Origin of the sequence: Klebsiella sp. MBT K-1 (genome assembly GCF_002556465.1) — a bacterium.
GTDB lineage: Bacteria > Pseudomonadota > Gammaproteobacteria > Enterobacterales > Enterobacteriaceae > Klebsiella > Klebsiella grimontii.
The window spans coordinates 16,193-32,563 of sequence record NZ_PDEL01000019.1 but is presented as its reverse complement, the minus strand read 5'-3'; the positions used below and the strand labels follow the sequence as shown (position 1 = coordinate 32,563).

General features: G+C 54.9%; 15 protein-coding genes, 1 pseudogene and 1 other annotated feature. Of the genes and pseudogenes, 12 read left to right on the top strand and 4 right to left on the bottom strand.

Features of this window, described 5'->3' with window-relative positions; genetic code table 11:
* Positions 1-89: 89 nt before the first annotated feature.
* From CMQ96_RS24040 to CMQ96_RS24030, 3 genes are read left to right on the top strand one after another with little or no spacing between them, the layout of a single operon-like run.
* A complete protein-coding gene (locus tag CMQ96_RS24040; RefSeq protein WP_004871812.1) occupies positions 90-1,400 on the top strand; it encodes an MFS transporter in 1,311 nt (436 codons plus the stop codon).
* A gap of 14 nt (positions 1,401-1,414) precedes the next feature.
* Entirely contained in the window at positions 1,415-2,359 is a 945-nt protein-coding gene (locus tag CMQ96_RS24035; protein WP_004871811.1) for a 2-hydroxyacid dehydrogenase, read from the top strand.
* A gap of 59 nt (positions 2,360-2,418) precedes the next feature.
* Positions 2,419-3,645, top strand: coding sequence for a DUF3748 domain-containing protein (locus tag CMQ96_RS24030; RefSeq protein ID WP_049132000.1), 1,227 nt, complete (start codon positions 2,419-2,421; stop codon positions 3,643-3,645).
* A 1-nt stretch (position 3,646) separates the two neighbouring features.
* Here the strand turns inward: CMQ96_RS24030 and CMQ96_RS24025 are convergent, their stop codons facing one another.
* Entirely contained in the window at positions 3,647-3,976 is a 330-nt protein-coding gene (locus CMQ96_RS24025; protein WP_162685356.1) for a YceK/YidQ family lipoprotein, read from the bottom strand.
* Positions 3,977-4,277: 301 nt separating this feature from the next.
* Positions 4,278-4,353, top strand: a sequence feature (ROSE (Repression Of Heat Shock gene Expression) occurs in the 5'-region of heat shock genes and acts as an RNA thermometer to modulate expression.).
* Between CMQ96_RS24025 and ibpA the strand changes: the two genes are divergently transcribed.
* From ibpA to CMQ96_RS24005, 4 genes and pseudogenes are all read left to right on the top strand, one after another.
* Positions 4,347-4,760 carry a small heat shock chaperone IbpA gene (ibpA, locus tag CMQ96_RS24020; protein ID WP_004126917.1) on the top strand — a complete coding sequence of 138 codons (414 nt, stop codon included), beginning with the start codon at positions 4,347-4,349 and terminating at the stop codon, positions 4,758-4,760. Its footprint overlaps the feature before it by 7 nt.
* A 118-nt stretch (positions 4,761-4,878) precedes the next feature.
* Entirely contained in the window at positions 4,879-5,307 is a 429-nt protein-coding gene (gene ibpB, locus CMQ96_RS24015) for a small heat shock chaperone IbpB (RefSeq protein ID WP_082237956.1), read from the top strand.
* A 138-nt stretch (positions 5,308-5,445) separates the two neighbouring features.
* A pseudogene (gene dinD, locus CMQ96_RS24010) lies at positions 5,446-6,269 on the top strand (DNA damage-inducible protein D).
* Between the two features lie 101 nt (positions 6,270-6,370).
* Positions 6,371-8,032: a putative transporter gene (locus tag CMQ96_RS24005; RefSeq protein WP_004126911.1), complete on the top strand. Its 1,662-nt coding sequence runs from the start codon at positions 6,371-6,373 to the stop codon at positions 8,030-8,032.
* Here the strand turns inward: CMQ96_RS24005 and CMQ96_RS24000 are convergent.
* Positions 8,000-8,746, bottom strand: coding sequence for a GntR family transcriptional regulator (locus CMQ96_RS24000; protein ID WP_004871803.1), 747 nt, complete (start codon positions 8,744-8,746; stop codon positions 8,000-8,002). The genes CMQ96_RS24005 and CMQ96_RS24000 overlap by 33 nt on opposite strands.
* A 341-nt stretch (positions 8,747-9,087) precedes the next feature.
* On the opposite strand from CMQ96_RS24000, the gene CMQ96_RS23995 reads away from it, so the two are divergent.
* The 5 genes from CMQ96_RS23995 to CMQ96_RS23975 all read left to right on the top strand — a co-directional run bounded on the left by CMQ96_RS23995 (position 9,088) and on the right by CMQ96_RS23975 (position 13,436).
* Entirely contained in the window at positions 9,088-10,710 is a 1,623-nt protein-coding gene (locus CMQ96_RS23995) for an alpha-glucoside-specific PTS transporter subunit IIBC (RefSeq protein WP_004871802.1), read from the top strand.
* Complete coding sequence (locus tag CMQ96_RS23990) at positions 10,707-12,029, top strand: 6-phospho-alpha-glucosidase (RefSeq protein ID WP_049087034.1); 1,323 nt, start codon at positions 10,707-10,709, stop codon at positions 12,027-12,029. Before CMQ96_RS23995 ends, CMQ96_RS23990 begins: the two co-directional genes overlap by 4 nt.
* 180 nt (positions 12,030-12,209) lie before the next feature.
* Positions 12,210-12,557 (top strand): YidH family protein, encoded by a 348-nt coding sequence (locus CMQ96_RS23985; protein WP_098067440.1) that lies wholly within the window; start codon positions 12,210-12,212, stop codon positions 12,555-12,557.
* A complete protein-coding gene (locus tag CMQ96_RS23980; RefSeq protein ID WP_049087033.1) occupies positions 12,547-12,909 on the top strand; it encodes a DUF202 domain-containing protein in 363 nt (120 codons plus the stop codon). Before CMQ96_RS23985 ends, CMQ96_RS23980 begins: the two co-directional genes overlap by 11 nt.
* Complete coding sequence (locus CMQ96_RS23975; RefSeq protein WP_004871787.1) at positions 12,906-13,436, top strand: hypothetical protein; 531 nt, start codon at positions 12,906-12,908, stop codon at positions 13,434-13,436. Before CMQ96_RS23980 ends, CMQ96_RS23975 begins: the two co-directional genes overlap by 4 nt.
* A gap of 53 nt (positions 13,437-13,489) precedes the next feature.
* Here the strand turns inward: CMQ96_RS23975 and dsdA are convergent, their stop codons facing one another.
* Both dsdA and dsdX read right to left on the bottom strand, forming a co-directional pair.
* Positions 13,490-14,818, bottom strand: a complete 1,329-nt coding sequence (dsdA, locus tag CMQ96_RS23970; protein WP_049099785.1) for a D-serine ammonia-lyase — start codon at positions 14,816-14,818, stop codon at positions 13,490-13,492.
* Positions 14,819-14,835: 17 nt separating this feature from the next.
* A complete protein-coding gene (gene dsdX / locus CMQ96_RS23965; RefSeq protein ID WP_004126868.1) occupies positions 14,836-16,173 on the bottom strand; it encodes a D-serine transporter DsdX in 1,338 nt (445 codons plus the stop codon).
* Positions 16,174-16,371: the final 198 nt, after the last annotated feature.

The window sequence follows — 16,371 nt, the reverse complement described above, 5'->3', positions numbered from 1 at the left end:
TAATTAGTTCATTAGTTTCTCAATATCAATCTCTGCCTTCTGTCAGAGGGATTCTTACTGCTGAAGGCAGGATGATGAGGTAATAATTTATGAGCATTGAACTCTATACATCTACACTAAAAAAACTCAATAGCAAAATAATACCTTTTGTGATTATTTGCTATTTTGTTGCAAACCTTGATAAAACCAATATTTCTATTGCGGCCTTACAAATGAATGCGGATTTAGGTCTGACAGCCAGCATGTATGGTCTCGGGGTGGGAATGTTCTATATCTCCTATATTATTTTTGAAATTCCCAGTAATGTTATTATGACCCGCATAGGTGCCCGTATTTGGATTGCGAGAATAATGATAACCTGGGGTATTGTAAGCGCAGGGATGTCGCTGGTACATACCCCAACGCAGCTCTATGTGATGCGCTTTTTGTTGGGAATGGCAGAGGCTGGGTTTACCCCCGGGATTATTTATTATATTTCCTGCTGGTTCCCTAAAAGTAATCGAGCTCGCGCTATGTCATTCTTTTATATGGGGTCGGTTCTGGCATCAATTATTGGTTTACCAATATCCGGGTTTATTTTGAATATGCACGGTATTGCTGATATCGCTGGTTGGCGTTGGTTATTTGCGATAGAAGGAATCCCGGCTATTATCCTTGGTGTGATGGTTTTATGGTTGCTGCCATCGAGTCCTGAAAAAGCACACTGGTTAACGGGTTCAGAAAAAGAATGGTTAGTATCACAATTAGAGGAAGATAATCGAAATGTAATGGTCAATAAAAATCATTCGTGGCTGAGCGCTTTGAAAAATAAAGTTGTGCTCTTATTAAGTTTGGTGTGGTTTTTACAAGCTTTCGGTTCTATTGGTATTACCTTGTTTTTACCTTTGATTCTAAAAAGCATCGCCAGCGAGCAAAGCAATTTTGTTATTAGCTTACTATCCGCGGTGCCGTTTATTTTTGCCTGCTTATTTATGTATCTTAACGGCCGGCATTCCGATCTCACCAAAGAGCGATCGTTGCATATGGGGTTACCATTGATTCTTGCCGGCGTATCGCTGGGGGTGGCTATCTATTCAGATAACCTACTGATCTCTTATATCCTGCTGGTGCTTACCGTTGGGTTCAACTTTGCTCTGACCCCCGTTTTTTGGGCGGTCACCACTGAAAAGCTTGCTGGCGTTGCAGCAGCAGCCTCAATTGCTTTTATTAACACTATCGCGAATTTTGTTGGCTTAGGCCTGCCTCCTGTTTTAGGCAAGATTAAAGATGTGACCCATAGCTATCACTACGGCCTGCTTATTGTTGCTATCGCACTGGTATTAGGAGGAATTATCGGTATAGCCGTTTCGCGTACTGGTAAAGATACCTCCTTAAAGCACTCTGCCCACTCTTCCTTATAAGCGAATAGATAAGTATGAAACTGAAAATATTAAAGCAAGCATCATTGCCTGACCAACTTACGGCGGAGCTGAACAGTCTGTATGAAGTTTATGAATATGAGGCGCTTACACGCGAAGAGTTGGCAGTCCTGGCTGAACAATTCACTATTATGATCACCAATGGTGAGGCCACCGTAACGCGCCAGCTGATTTCCAGCCTACCCTCTCTGGAGCTTATTGCTGTGTTTGGCGTGGGTTATGATGGGGTTGATGTTCGTGCTGCGGCAGATCATCGTGTGGCTGTCAGCCATACGCCGGGCGTATTAACGGATGATGTTGCTGATTTAGCGATGGGGCTGATGTTGGCGACATCGCGACAAATCGTTTCTGCACAGAAGTTTATTGAGGCGGGAGGCTGGCGTCAGGGGGGCTTTCAGTGGACGCGTAAGGTCTCGGGCTCGCGTGTTGGGATCGTTGGGATGGGGAGAATTGGGCAGGCAATAGCCCGACGCTGCGAAGGGTTTGCGATGCAGATTGCTTATAGCGATCGGAAAGCAATACCGGGGCTGGATTATCCGTGGATTGAGGATATTTCAACACTGGCGTCACAAACAGATTTTTTAGTGATATGTACGCCAGGAAGTGCGGAAAACCAGGCGCTTATTGATGAACGGGTACTCTCGGCTCTGGGCGCGAGCGGCATTTTAATCAACATTTCTCGCGGCAGCGTTGTTGATGAATTTGCTCTGATAAAAGCCCTCGAACAAGGAATTATCGCCGGAGCAGGATTGGATGTTTTTAGCCAGGAGCCAGAAGTGCCGCAGGCGCTCCTGCGCCGCGCGAACGTGGTGGTCACGCCACATATGGCAAGCGCGACCTGGAGTACCAGGGAGGCTATGTCCAGGTTAGTTCTTGAAAACGTGTCGGGATGGGCAAAAAATAAGACTTTGGTTACGCCTGTTCCCGCGCTTGAACCATAGTCATTTTTTGGCGGATCAACTACTCTGAAGCGCAACTTAGGCTTCAGAGTTTATCTCCCATGAAACAAGTCACCTTTGCTCCCCGTCATCATCAGCTTACCAACACCCGCACCTGGACGGCGGACAGCCGGTGGCTGGTTTTTGACGTTCGTCCCTCTGGCGCCTCTTTTACCGGCGAAACGATCGAGCGGGTGAATGTCGAGACGGGAGAGGTTGAGATCCTCTACCGTGCCGGACAAGGCGCGTACGTTGGCGTGGTGACCGTTCATCCATCGGTAGATAAATATGTCTTCATCCACGGTCCGGAAAACCCGGATGAACGCTGGCATTACGATTTTCACCATCGCCGCGGCGTGGTGACGTATCAGGGGGAAACGCGCAACCTTGATGCGATGGATATCACTCCGCCCTATACCCCCGGCGCGCTGCGCGGCGGCAGCCATGTGCATGTTTTCAGCCCGAACGGCGAGCTCGTCAGTTTTACCTATAACGACCACGTGCTGCATGAACGCGATCCGGCGCTGGATTTACGCAACGTTGGCGTGGCGGTTCCCTATGGCCCGGTAACACCCCGTGGGGATCATCCACGGCAATACGACGGCAGCCACTGGTGCGTGCTGGTCAGCCGCACAACGCCGTCCCCCGCGCCGGGCAGCGACGAGATTAATCGCGCCTATGAAGAGGGCTGGGTCGGTGACCGGGCGCTGGCGTTTATTGGCGATACGCGAGCGTTAAACGGCGACAAAGTGCCGGAGCTGTTTATTGTCGAGCTGCCGCAGAGCGAGCAGGGCTGGAAGCAGTCTGGCGATGCGCCGCTTGCTGGAACGGACGCCACGATGCCGGCTCCCCCCGCCGGCGTGGTCCAGCGCCGCTTAACGTTTACCCATGAACGTCGTTACCCGGGGCTGGTGAATACGCCGCGACATTGGGTGCGGGCCAACCCGCAGGCAACGGAGATGGCTTTTCTGCTGCGCGACGATGCCGGGGTGGCGCAAATGTGGCTTATCTCGTCGCAGGGTGATGGGCTGCGGCAGCTGACCCACAACCGCTCTGATATCCAGTCGGCGTTTAACTGGCATCCGTCGGGGAAATGGCTGGGCTTTGTGCTGGAAAACCGAATCGCGCTTTGTGATGCGCTGAGCGGGGACATCCTCTTTTTGACCGACGAACATGCCAATCCGCCATCGGCCGATGCGATCGTCTTTTCGCCAGACGGCAAACAGCTTGCCTGGATGGAGGAGGTAGACGGTTACCGCCAGCTATGGGTAACCGCAACGGGGCGCTAAATTACTGATTAGTCATCCGCGCTGGCGGGATCACGGAGTTGGTCGCCAGCGTCTCTTTCTCGCTCTTTTCAACGCGCGATTTGACCGAGCTGTCGGTGCGGAACATATCCCACGGCAGCAGCAGCGTGTCCATTACCGCCGTAAGGGGCATATCCAGCGCCACAAGGGATTTCGTTCCCCAGTTGGCATCGCTATCTCCCAGCATTTGCGCGCTGGCGCGCGTTCCCGGATAGGTTCCTTCCTTACCGCCGGTATGTGACATCACGCTGGAGCAACCGCCTAAACTTATCATCCCGCTAAACAGGACCAGCTTTAACAGACCGTTTTTCATCATTTTTCCGTCATCGTTACGGGCGTTGATAGAACCTTCAATGTACAAAAATTTCAGAGCGCCGCCGGTAAAGACGCGGTCTGAAGAATGGCGTACATATCGGTTATATCGGGCCATTCCATGGATGCATAGTGCGATTGCGCCGCACTGTGGCAGGCGTCGCACTTTGCCTTTTGTGCTGTCACTCCAGTCTAAGCAATAGACCGCAAACTGCAAAAAAAATTGCCCTCTTCACCTTGAAAAGGGCATGGATATACCCATTTTAGGAATGTGTCACTCAGAGAATACGCCGAATGGGTATTCCGCTTAATAACGACCTGTCCATGATGGAAGGTCAGATAATTCTCGCTGATTTCAGGAGCTATGTATTATGCGTAATTTCGATCTCTCCCCGCTGTATCGTTCTGCTATTGGTTTCGACCGCCTTTTCAATCTGTTAGAAAATAATCAAAGCCAGAGTAATGGCGGCTACCCTCCGTACAACGTTGAGTTAGTAGACGAGAACAACTACCGCATCGCGATTGCGGTGGCCGGTTTTGCCGAGAGCGAACTGGAAATTACCGCTCAGGATAATCTGCTTATCGTGAAAGGCGCCCATGCCGCCGAACAGAAAGAGCGTACTTACCTCTATCAGGGCATCGCTGAACGCAATTTTGAGCGTAAATTCCAGCTGGCGGAAAATATCCATATTCGCGGCGCCAACCTGGTAAACGGCCTGCTGTATATCGACCTCGAGCGAGTGATTCCCGAAGCGAATAAACCGCGCCGTATCGAGATCAACTAATTTCCTTGGGCCGCCAACGCGGCCCAGTATTAATGCAAAAATCTGCCTGCCGTCAGGGGGCAAATGCGAATCCGCAGGATTTGCAGCTAACCACTCGCTTCTTAGAAGGAGAAACACAATGCGTAACTACGATTTATCCCCGCTGCTGCGTCAATGGATCGGTTTTGACAAACTGGCCAACGCGCTGCAAACCGCCGGTGAAAGCCAGACCTTCCCGCCTTATAACATCGAAAAAAGCGACGATAACCACTATCGCATTACCCTTGCGCTGGCCGGTTTCCGTCAGGAAGATTTGGATATCCAGCTTGAAGGCACGCGCCTGGCGGTAAAAGGCGCGCCGCAGCAGCCGGAAAAAGAGACCAAATGGCTGCACCAGGGGCTGGTTAACCAGGCGTTTAGCCTGAGCTTCACGCTCGCCGAAAATATGGAAGTCTCCGGGGCTACCTTTACCAACGGCCTGCTGCATATCGATCTGACCCGCAACGAGCCGGAACAGATCGCCCCGCAGCGCATCGCCATCAGCGAGCGCCCCGCGTTAGATAGCTAATTAAGCGAACCACTCATAAGGCCCCGATTTTCGGGGCTTTTTTGTGCGCGGGAGCGCATTAAATCCCCTTGCTGCAACGGATGTTTCAGTTTAAAAAATAATCAGATTTTATAGGCTCACTGAAACAAAGGATCTGTAATGAACGAACAGCAGCCATTCGAAGCGATCAAAAATAGAGATGAGGCGGGGAGAGAATATTGGTCTGCCCGAAACCTTGGCCATTACTGGACTATAAAGAGTGGAGAAATTTTCAAAAGGTAATCTCAAAAGCGATAATTTCATGTGAGGCGAGCGGTCAGCTACCCTCAGACCATTTTGTTGAGTCCAACAAAATGGTCGAATTGGGTTCCGGTTCCAGCAGGAATCTTGAAGACATTCATCTATCCCGCGACGCCTGCTATCTGGTTGTGCAAAATGGCGATCCGTCGAAACCGGTCATTGCCGCGGGGCAAACCTACTTTGCGTTGCAAACCCGGCGTCAGGAACTGAAGGACGATCAAACCTTTAAATCTCTACGAGAGGATGAGAAGCGGCTATTTTTGCGCAATGAGCTGAAAGAACATAATAAACACCTTGTTGAAACGGCCCAGCTAGCGGGCGTACAGACAACGCTGGATTTCGCTATTTTCCAGAACCATGGCTATAAAGGCCTCTACGGTGGTCTGGATCAACAAGCGATTCATGAGCGTAAAGGGCTAAAGAAAAGCCAAAAAATTCTCGACCATATGGGGTCTACTGAGCTTGCAGCCAACCTTTTCCGCGCTACCCAAACGGAAGAAAAACTGCGCCGGGATGAGGTCGATACGAAGCAGCTGGCCAATCAAACCCATTATGAAGTTGGCCAAAAAGTGCGTCAGACGATTAACGATCTTGGCGATACGATGCCTGAAGCGTTCCCTTCCCCGGAGAAAAGTATTCAGCAGCTGAAAATTGCGGCGAAAAATAAAGGCGTGCCTGAATAGCGAACCCGATCCCGTGATTATTGTGCGCCAGGCGGCATACACCCTGGTCGCTACCGGTCATAATCCTCTTTATTCGTAATGTTATTCACAGGGAAGAGACGATGAGTGATATAGCATTGACCGTTAGCGTATTGGCGCTGGTGGCGGTCGTCGGATTGTGGATCGGCAATGTAAAAGTGCGTGGCGTCGGCTTCGGTATCGGGGGCGTGCTGTTTGGCGGCATCATCGTCGGCCACTTTGTGGACCAGGCGGGCATTACGCTCAGCAGCCCAATGCTGCACTTTATTCAGGAATTCGGCCTGATTCTCTTTGTGTATACCATCGGTATCCAGGTCGGGCCGGGCTTCTTCGCCTCGCTGCGCGTCTCCGGCCTGCGGCTGAACCTCTTCGCTATTCTGATCGTCATTCTCGGCGGCCTGGTCACCGCGGTCCTGCATAAACTGTTCGATATCCCTCTTCCCGTGGTGCTCGGTATCTTCTCCGGCGCGGTAACCAACACGCCTGCGCTGGGGGCCGGACAGCAGATCCTGCGCGACCTTGGCGTACCGCTTGATACCGTCGATCAGATGGGGATGAGCTACGCCATGGCCTATCCATTCGGCATCTGCGGCATTTTGCTGACCATGTGGCTGGTGCGACTGTTTTTCCGCATTAACGTCGAGAAAGAGGCCCAGCAGTTTGACGAGATCAGCGGCAACGGCCATGCGCATCTTCAGACCATCAACGTGCGGGTCGAAAACCCGAACCTGAACAATATGGCGATTCAGGATGTGCCGATGCTCAACAGCGACAAGCTGATCTGCTCGCGCCTCAAGCGTGAGGAGATGCTGATGGTGCCCGCGCCAAATACCCTGATTCAGCTTGGGGACCTGCTGCATCTGGTCGGGCGGCCGGAGGATTTGCACAATGCCCAACTGGTGATTGGCAAGGAAGTTTCCACTTCGCTCTCCACGCGCGGTACCGATCTGAAAGTCGAGCGCGTGGTGGTCACCAACGAAAAAGTGTTAGGTAAAAGGATTCGCGATCTGCACTTTAAACAGCGCTATGACGTGGTGATCTCGCGCCTCAATCGCGCCGGGGTTGAACTGGTGGCCAGCAGCCATGCCAGCCTGCAGTTCGGTGATATTCTCAACCTGGTCGGCCGTCCGGAGGCGATTGACGCGGTGGCCGCCGAGCTTGGCAACGCCCAGCAAAAACTGCAGCAGGTGCAGATGCTGCCGGTATTTATCGGCATTGGCTTAGGCGTGCTGCTGGGCTCTATTCCGCTGTTTATTCCGGGGTTCCCGGCGGCGCTGAAGCTGGGTCTGGCCGGAGGGCCGCTGATTATGGCGCTGATCCTCGGGCGTATCGGCAGCATCGGTAAGCTGTACTGGTTTATGCCGCCCAGCGCCAACCTCGCGCTACGCGAGCTGGGTATTGTGCTGTTCCTGGCGGTGGTTGGGCTGAAATCCGGCGGCGACTTTGTGGCGACGCTGATTGAAGGCGACGGTATGAGCTGGATTGTCTACGGCATTTTTATCACCGCGATCCCGCTGCTGGCGGTCGGTATTCTGGCGCGCATGTTGGCGAAGATGAACTACCTGACCCTGTGCGGCATGCTGGCCGGTTCAATGACCGACCCTCCGGCGCTGGCTTTTGCCAACAACCTGCATGCCACCAGCGGCGCGGCGGCCCTTTCATACGCGACGGTTTATCCGCTGGTCATGTTCTTACGTATTATCACGCCGCAGCTACTGGCGGTGCTGTTCTGGGGGATAGGTTAACGGATTCTCCGCGCGGACGCGCCGCAGGTGGTAGTCCACCTGATAGACGCTGGCGTTACGGAACATCACCGAATAGTTAAGAAACTCGCCGCTGTCGCTGTAGGAAAGAGAGGTAATACGCAGCAGCGGCGTCTGTTCCGGCACGTTCATCGACTGCGCCAGCTGCCTGTCCGCCAGCACCGGCGACAGCGTTTCATAGTTACCGCTGATGGTTAACCCGCACTCCTTCTCGATGTAATCGAACTTCGATCCCTCCAGATGCGCCAGCGACAGATTGCGAAACAGCTTTACCGGCATATAGCTGTCTTCGAGCATGAGCGGCTTGCCATCGACATAGCGCACCCGGCGCGAGAAGTAGATCCGTTCATCAATTTGTATCCGCAGCAGGCTGGCGATAGCCGGAGGGGCGGGCATGACCTCGAAAACCAATACCCGGCTGATCACCTCTTTACCCTGCTTGCGCAGCACTTCGGCCAGCCCGGTCAGATTGGTGGTTTCATGATGCAGGTCTTTACGGGCGACATAGGTGCCGGAGCCGTGCCGACGCACCACCAGCCCCCAGGCGACCAGCAGATCTATCGCCTTGCGGATGGTCATGCGCGCGACGCCAAACTCTTCCGCTAGTTTTTTTTCCCCAGGAAGCGGGCTGCCGACCTCGAAATCGGAGGAATTCAGCCGCAGACGCAATCTGTCGGCGATGGATTTGTAGATCACCAGTAGACCTCTATTCACTCAGTTGAAAACGATTGAGCATGAATTATTCACTATAAAAATACAGTAAATACATGTGGATAAAGACTATTCGTTATAGCGCCTTAAACAGCGCAATTCATCATGTCTAATTTTTAATTAAAAAGTAGACAACATTGGCGTAATTAAAACCATGAAAGCGATCACGAATCGCAACGGCGCCGCATGTTGTTGGAGGGGCAAATTTCTATTCTCATCTCAGGCCAGTACAAATAGTTACCCTGAATAATTCACCGCGGCAGGTGAAGCATGGCGGGTATGAATAAGGCCACTCACCCTATGAGTTGTTACATGAGGATTATCAAATGCTCAGTCAAATACAACGCTTTGGCGGCGCCATGTTTACCCCGGTTTTACTCTTTCCTTTCGCCGGGATCGTGGTGGGTATCGCCATTATGTTGCGCAACCCGATGTTCGTCGGCGAAGCGCTCACAGCACCCGACAGTTTATTTGCTCAGATCGTTCACATTATTGAAGAGGGCGGCTGGACCGTCTTTCGTAATATGCCGCTGATTTTCGCCGTCGGTCTACCGATCGGCCTGGCGAAACAGGCCCAGGGCCGTGCCTGCCTGGCGGTGCTGGTTAGCTTCCTCACCTGGAACTACTTTATTAACGCGATGGGGATGACCTGGGGCCACTTCTTCGGCGTCGACTTTTCCGTTGAGCCAACGGCAGGCAGCGGCCTGACGATGATGGCCGGGATTAAAACGCTTGATACCAGCATTATCGGCGCGATCGTCATTTCCGGGCTGGTGACCGCCCTGCATAACCGCTATTTCGATAAGCCGCTGCCGGTGTTTCTGGGGATTTTCCAGGGCTCCTCGTTTGTGGTGATTGTTGCCTTCCTGGCAATGATCCCCTGCGCCTGGCTGACCCTGCTGGGCTGGCCAAAGGTGCAGATGGGCATTGAATCGCTGCAGGCCTTTTTACGCTCGGCCGGCGCGCTGGGCGTCTGGGTATACATTTTCCTTGAGCGCATTCTGATCCCGACCGGGTTACACCATTTCGTCTATGGCCCGTTTATCTTCGGCCCGGCGGTCGTGGAAGGGGGGATTCAGGTTTACTGGGCGCAGCATTTACAGGCGTTCAGCCAGAGCACCGAGGCGCTGAAAACCCTGTTCCCGGAAGGCGGATTCGCGCTGCACGGTAACTCGAAGGTCTTTGGTTCGGTGGGGATTGCGCTGGCGCTCTACTTTACCGCCGCGCCGGAAAATCGCGTCAAAGTTGCCGGGCTGCTGATCCCCGCCACGCTGACCGCCATGCTGGTAGGTATCACCGAGCCGTTAGAGTTCACCTTCCTGTTTATTTCGCCGCTGCTGTTTGCCGTCCATGCGGTACTGGCGGCCACCATGGCAACGGTGATGTATATCTGCGGCGTGGTAGGCAACTTCGGCGGCGGCCTGCTGGACCAGTTCCTGCCGCAAAACTGGATCCCGATGTTCCACAACCACGCGTCGATGATGTTTATCCAGATCGGCGTTGGCGTGTGCTTCACCGCACTCTACTTCGTCATCTTCCGCACGTTGATTCTGCGCCTGAACCTGAAAACGCCTGGCCGTGAAGAGAGCGAAATTAAGCTCTACAGCAAAGCGGATTACCAGGCCGCGCGCGGTAAAACTAGCGCCGCCGGGGCAGCGGACACCAAACTGGGCCAGGCCGCCGGCTTCCTGCAGGCGCTGGGCGGAGCGGGCAATATCGAAAGCATCAATAACTGCGCCACCCGACTGCGCATCGCGCTGGTCGATATGGCGAAGACCCAAAGCGACGACGTTTTTAAAGCGCTGGGCGCCCACGGCGTAGTCCGCCGCGGCAACGGGATTCAGGTCATCGTCGGCCTGCACGTTCCCCAGGTCCGCGACCAGCTCGAAACCCTGATGAAAGATTCTCTACAGACCGAACAAACCACCATGACGGAGGCAGTATCATGAAAAAATTCTCAGTTGTTATCGCAGGCGGCGGCAGTACCTTTACCCCGGGCATCGTGCTGATGCTGTTAGCGAACCAGGATCGCTTCCCGCTGCGGGCGCTGAAATTTTACGACAACGACGGCGCGCGTCAGGAGACCATCGCCGAGGCGTGCAAGGTGATCCTTAAAGAGCAGGCGCCGGAGATTGCGTTCAGCTACACCACCGACCCGCAGGCGGCCTTTACCGACGTTGATTTCGTGATGGCGCATATCCGTGTGGGCAAATACCCGATGCGTGAAAAAGATGAAAAAATCCCGCTGCGCCACGGCGTGCTGGGCCAGGAAACCTGTGGCCCTGGCGGGATCGCCTACGGTATGCGCTCCATCGGCGGCGTCCTGGAGCTGGTGGACTATATGGAAAAATATTCGCCGAACGCCTGGATGCTGAACTACTCCAATCCGGCGGCCATTGTGGCGGAAGCGACCCGTCGCCTGCGTCCGAACGCTAAAATTCTCAACATCTGCGATATGCCGATCGGTATCGAAGGACGGATGGCGCAAATCGTCGGCCTGAAGGACCGTAAGCAGATGCGCGTGCGCTACTACGGGCTGAACCACTTCGGCTGGTGGACCTCGATTGAAGATCTGCAGGGTAACGATTTGATGCCGAAACTGCGCGAATATGTGGCGAAATACGGTTATGTTCCGCCGTCAAACGACCCGCACACCGAAGCCAGCTGGAACGACACTTTCGCCAAGGCGAAAGACGTACAGGCGCTGGACCCGGATACGATGCCGAATACTTACCTCAAGTACTACCTGTTCCCGGACTACGTCGTGGCGCACTCCAATCCGGAACGCACCCGCGCCAATGAGGTGATGGATCATCGTGAGAAAAACGTCTTTAGCTCCTGCCGGGCGATTATTGCGGCGGGCAAATCCTCCGCCGGCGATCTGGAAATTGACGAACACGCTTCCTACATCGTCGATCTGGCGGCGGCGATTGCCTTTAATACCCAGGAACGGATGCTGCTGATTGTGCCGAACAACGGCGCGATTCATAACTTTGACGCCGATGCGATGGTCGAAATTCCGTGCCTGGTGGGCCACAACGGACCGGAGCCGCTGACGGTCGGCGACATTCCTCACTTCCAGAAAGGGATGATGAGCCAGCAGGTGGCGGTGGAAAAACTGGTGGTGGATGCCTGGGAACAGCGCTCTTACCATAAGCTGTGGCAGGCCATCGCGCTGTCGAAAACCGTGCCGAGCGCATCGGTTGCCAAAGCGATTCTTGATGATCTGATCGCGGCCAATAAAGCGTACTGGCCGGAACTGCATTAATCCCGCTGACCGGCATCCGTGCGGTGACGGTCATTCATTTATCGGCCTGATAACCTGATGTTAAACGGTTATCAGGCCTGAACTTTTTCTGCAACGGGGCGATTATTGATGCCTTCCGCTTTGGCTGTCAGGTAGAATCGGCGGTATTTTACGCAATCGGCAACCCATCACGGAGTCATGATGAAAATATCCCGCCTTGGCGAAGCGCCGGATTACCGCTTCTCGCTGGCGAATGAACGTACCTTTCTGGCGTGGATCCGCACTTCGCTTGGCTTTTTAGCCGGCGGCGTCGGCCTGGACCAGCTGGCGCCGGATTTCGCGACGCCGCTGATCCGCGAAATTCTCGCTCTGCTGCTGTGCCTGTTTGCCGGCGGCCTGGCGATTTACGGCTATATACGCTGGCTGAGCAATGAAAAGGCGATGCGGCTTAAACAGGACCTTCTCTATACCCGCACCCTGCTGCTGATCAGTATTCTGCTGACTATCGTTATCGTGGTGGTCATGGCGCTGGTGCTCTATGCCGGATAATCGCCGGGCGCGCCGCGAGAACGACCCGGGCCTACAGCCGGAGCGCACGTCGCTGGCCTGGTTTCGCACCCTTTTAGGCTATGGCGCGCTGCTGGCGCTGGCGATTAAGCACCACTGGCATCAGGCGGGGCTTCCGTTCTGGATTTCGCTGTGCATATTGCCGTTCGTCGCCGTCATCCTCTGGCGCTATACCCGCAGCCGCAATGTGATGGACGTTGAGCACAGTGATTTCGTCCAGCGGCAGGCGGTTCGTGACAAATTTTTGATCGCATTCGCAGTACTTTCCCTGTCATTGTTGTTTGCTGTAACCCATATACGACAAGTGATTTTGTTTATTAAGGATGTGATATGACAGGATGTCAGGCCGATTACGGTGACGATCGGCACTGCGGTAACTGCCAGTCTCTGGCGAGCGATATCCCGGTACGGGAAGTGATTATCCATCGTCAGGAGTGTGAGCGCCCAGAACGCGTCTACCACCAGCTCAGCGCGCAGGGGGCAGCGGCTATCAAGTTTATTCCCCATCTGCAACCTTCCGACGCCCGGCTGTGGGGGGATTTTCTCTGCGCGGTGTTTGCTATTTGGATCAAAGAAGACGCTAACCGCATCGTCGTGCCGCTGTTTGAGGCCACGCTGCGCGCCTGGCGCGGTGAGACAGTACGTTATGAGAATAATCCGCCGGGACCGGCCTGCGCGGGCTGCGCCTGGCTAAGATTATGCGGTGGCGGCTGCCCGCAGCTGCGACTGGAGGATGGCTCCAACGCGCTATGCGAGGGATACCGGCAGTTTTATAGCTGGAGCGCCCCCTATATGCGCGTTCTGCGCGATTTACTCAACCAGCACCGCTCGCCGGTTGAGCTCATGCATCTGCTGCGCTAAAAAAATGGCGACGAGAGAGCCTTCGTCGCCATGGTGTTTACCTGCCGGGAGGGTTACCGCCCCTTCGCCAGATACTGCGCCATCTCCTCTTCCGGCACCATGCCGCCGCCGGTCGCCCACACCAGATGGGTCGCGTTGCGCATCTGCTCCGCGGTGAAACCGTGCATCCGCTGATACGCCTCGCTGGCGCAGACCCGCTGCGGCCCGGCCATGCCGGCCAGCGCGGATGGCTCCAGGCGAATACCTTCTTCTTCGGCTAACCAACCCAGCATATCGTACATAGTCTGGTCATCGAGAGAGTAGAACCCATCCAGCAGGCGCTCCATTGCCCGGCCCACGAAACCGGAAGCGCGGCCGACCGCCAGACCGTCGGCGGCGGTCAGATTATCGATCCCCAAATCCTGAACTGAAATCTGGTCATGCAGGCCGGTATAGACCCCCAGCAGCATGCAAGGGGAGTGGGTCGGCTCGGCGAAGAGGCAGTGGACGTGGTCGCCAAATGCCAGCTTCAGGCCGAACGCCACCCCGCCGGGGCCGCCGCCCACGCCGCACGGCAGATAAACAAACAGTGGATGACCGGCGTCCACCACGCGCCCTTCGCGGGCAAACTGCGCCTTTAGCCGCTCGCCGGCCACGGCGTAGCCGAGGAACAGGGTGCGCGAGTTCTCATCATCGATAAAGAAGCAGTTCGGGTCAGACTCGGCGGCTTTGCGCCCCTGCTCAACCGCCACGCCGTAATCCTCTTCGTACTCCACGACCGTCACGCCGTGGCTGCGCAGTTTGGCCTTTTTCCACGCCCTGGCGTCGGCGGACATATGGACCGTCACCTTAAAGCCGATGCGCGCGCTCATAATGCCAATCGACATCCCCAGATTACCGGTGGAGCCGACGGCGATGCTGTACTGGCTAAAGAAATCCCTGAACTCAGGAGTCAGCAGCTTGCGATAGTCGTCGGAAGTTTTTAATAACCCCGCGCCGATCGCCAGTTTCTCCGCATGGGTCAGCACCTCATAAATGCCGCCGCGGGCCTTAATGGAGCCGGAAATCGGTAGGTGGCTGTCTTTTTTCAGCAGCAGATCGCCGCTAATCGGCTGGCTAAAAGTTTTTTCCAGCCGGGCCTTCATTACCGGAATAGCCACCAGCTCAGACTCGATAATACCGCCGGTGGCCGCGGTTTCCGGAAAGGCTTCCGCCAGATAGGGCGCAAAGCGATCGAGCCGGGCGTGGGCGTCCTGAACGTCTTCTGTCGTCAGGCCAACGTAGGGTAACCCTTCCGCCAGCGACGTCGTTGACGGGTTAAACCAGGTAGTTTCTTTCAGGGCAATCAGCTCCTCCAGTAGAGGAAACTGTGCGAGTAAAGTGGTCATGTCAGCGTTTTTCATATTACGTCTCTTTGCGCTCAGATGATGAAAGAAAGCAGGAATGTACCGGCCAGTGCAAGCAGCGAAGCGATAAAGGTCGCCGTGGTATAGTATTTGAACGTTTCGTTAAGGCTTGCCCCGCAGTATTGTTTAACCAGCCAGAACAGGGAATCCGTTACGATAGTGCAGCCAATCGCGCCGGAGCCGATGGCGATAGCGATGATTTCCGGGCTCACGCCGGGATAGAGCGGCAGCATCGGCGCGACGATGGCGGTTGCGCCCATCATTGCGACGGTGGCGGAACCGACCGCGGCGTGCAGAATCAGCGCCACCAGCCAGGCCAGCAGAATCGGGTGCATATCGAGGTTCGACAGAATCACCGCCAGCGTATCGGCCAGGCCGCTGGTTTTCAGGATGGCGTTGAAGGCCCCGCCTGCGCCGATAATCAGCAGAATGTTGGCAATCGACCCGAAGCAGTTTTCCGTATGCGTCAGCAGGGTACTCATCCCCATATCCTGGCGGATACCCAGCACGTAGTAGGCCACGAAGACGGCGATAAACATGGCGGTGATCGGGTTGCCGATAAACTCCAGCAGCATATACAGCGTGCCGCCTTTGGTCATATTCAGTTCGGCGATGGTTTTGACCAGCATCAGGCCGATCGGCAGCAGCACCGTAAACAGCGTGGCGCCCAGCGACGGCAGGGTCTCTTCTTTGCGCACTTCGAGGTTAGCAAATTCAGCCGGAACCGCTTTAAACGGCAGGCGGTTGCCGAGCAGCCGCAGGAACAGCGGGCCGCCGACCAGCGAAGCCAGCAGGCCCACCAGCAGACCGTATACGATCACCGTGCCGATATCCGCGCCCAGCTTATTGGCGACAAACAGCGCCGCCGGATGCGGCGGCACCACGCAGTGCACCGCCATCAGCGCCGTACACAGCGGGATGGCCAGCTTGAGTAGCGACGTGTTGGTTTTTTTGGCAATGGAAAACGCCAGCGGGATCAGCAGCACCACGCCCACTTCAACGAACAGCGTGATCCCGCAAATCAGGCCCACCAGCACCATAATGACGTCAGCGGACAGCCAGCGGCAGCGCTGGAGCGTCAGGCCGATACGCTCAGCCGCGCCGGAGACCTCCATCATTTTGCCGAGAATCGTCCCCAGCCCAATCACCGCCGCCAGGAAGCCCAGCGTGCCGCCAATCCCGCTCTCGATGGCGTTAACCATATCCAGCGGGCTCATTCCCATCATGGCGCCGACGAAAAAGCTGGCCAGCAGCAGCGCCAGAAACGGGTGAAACTTCAGTTTGACGATAGTTAACACAATCAACACGATGCTAATCAGCAGCGTGCTCACAACCCAGATCTGAGATTCCATACCCCACCTCGCCTGTGAATAATCTATGGGTATTGAACAGAAAAACGGCACGTGCTGACAAACGATATAAACGGCTCTTCAGGTGAATCAAATTGAATCAAAAAGGTGATTTCGCTCTAATGTTGCCTATTTATTGTGCTATGAATCACTTTTTTTCATCTTTAAGCGCTCGGCAGGGCGATAATTTTCTTACACTCG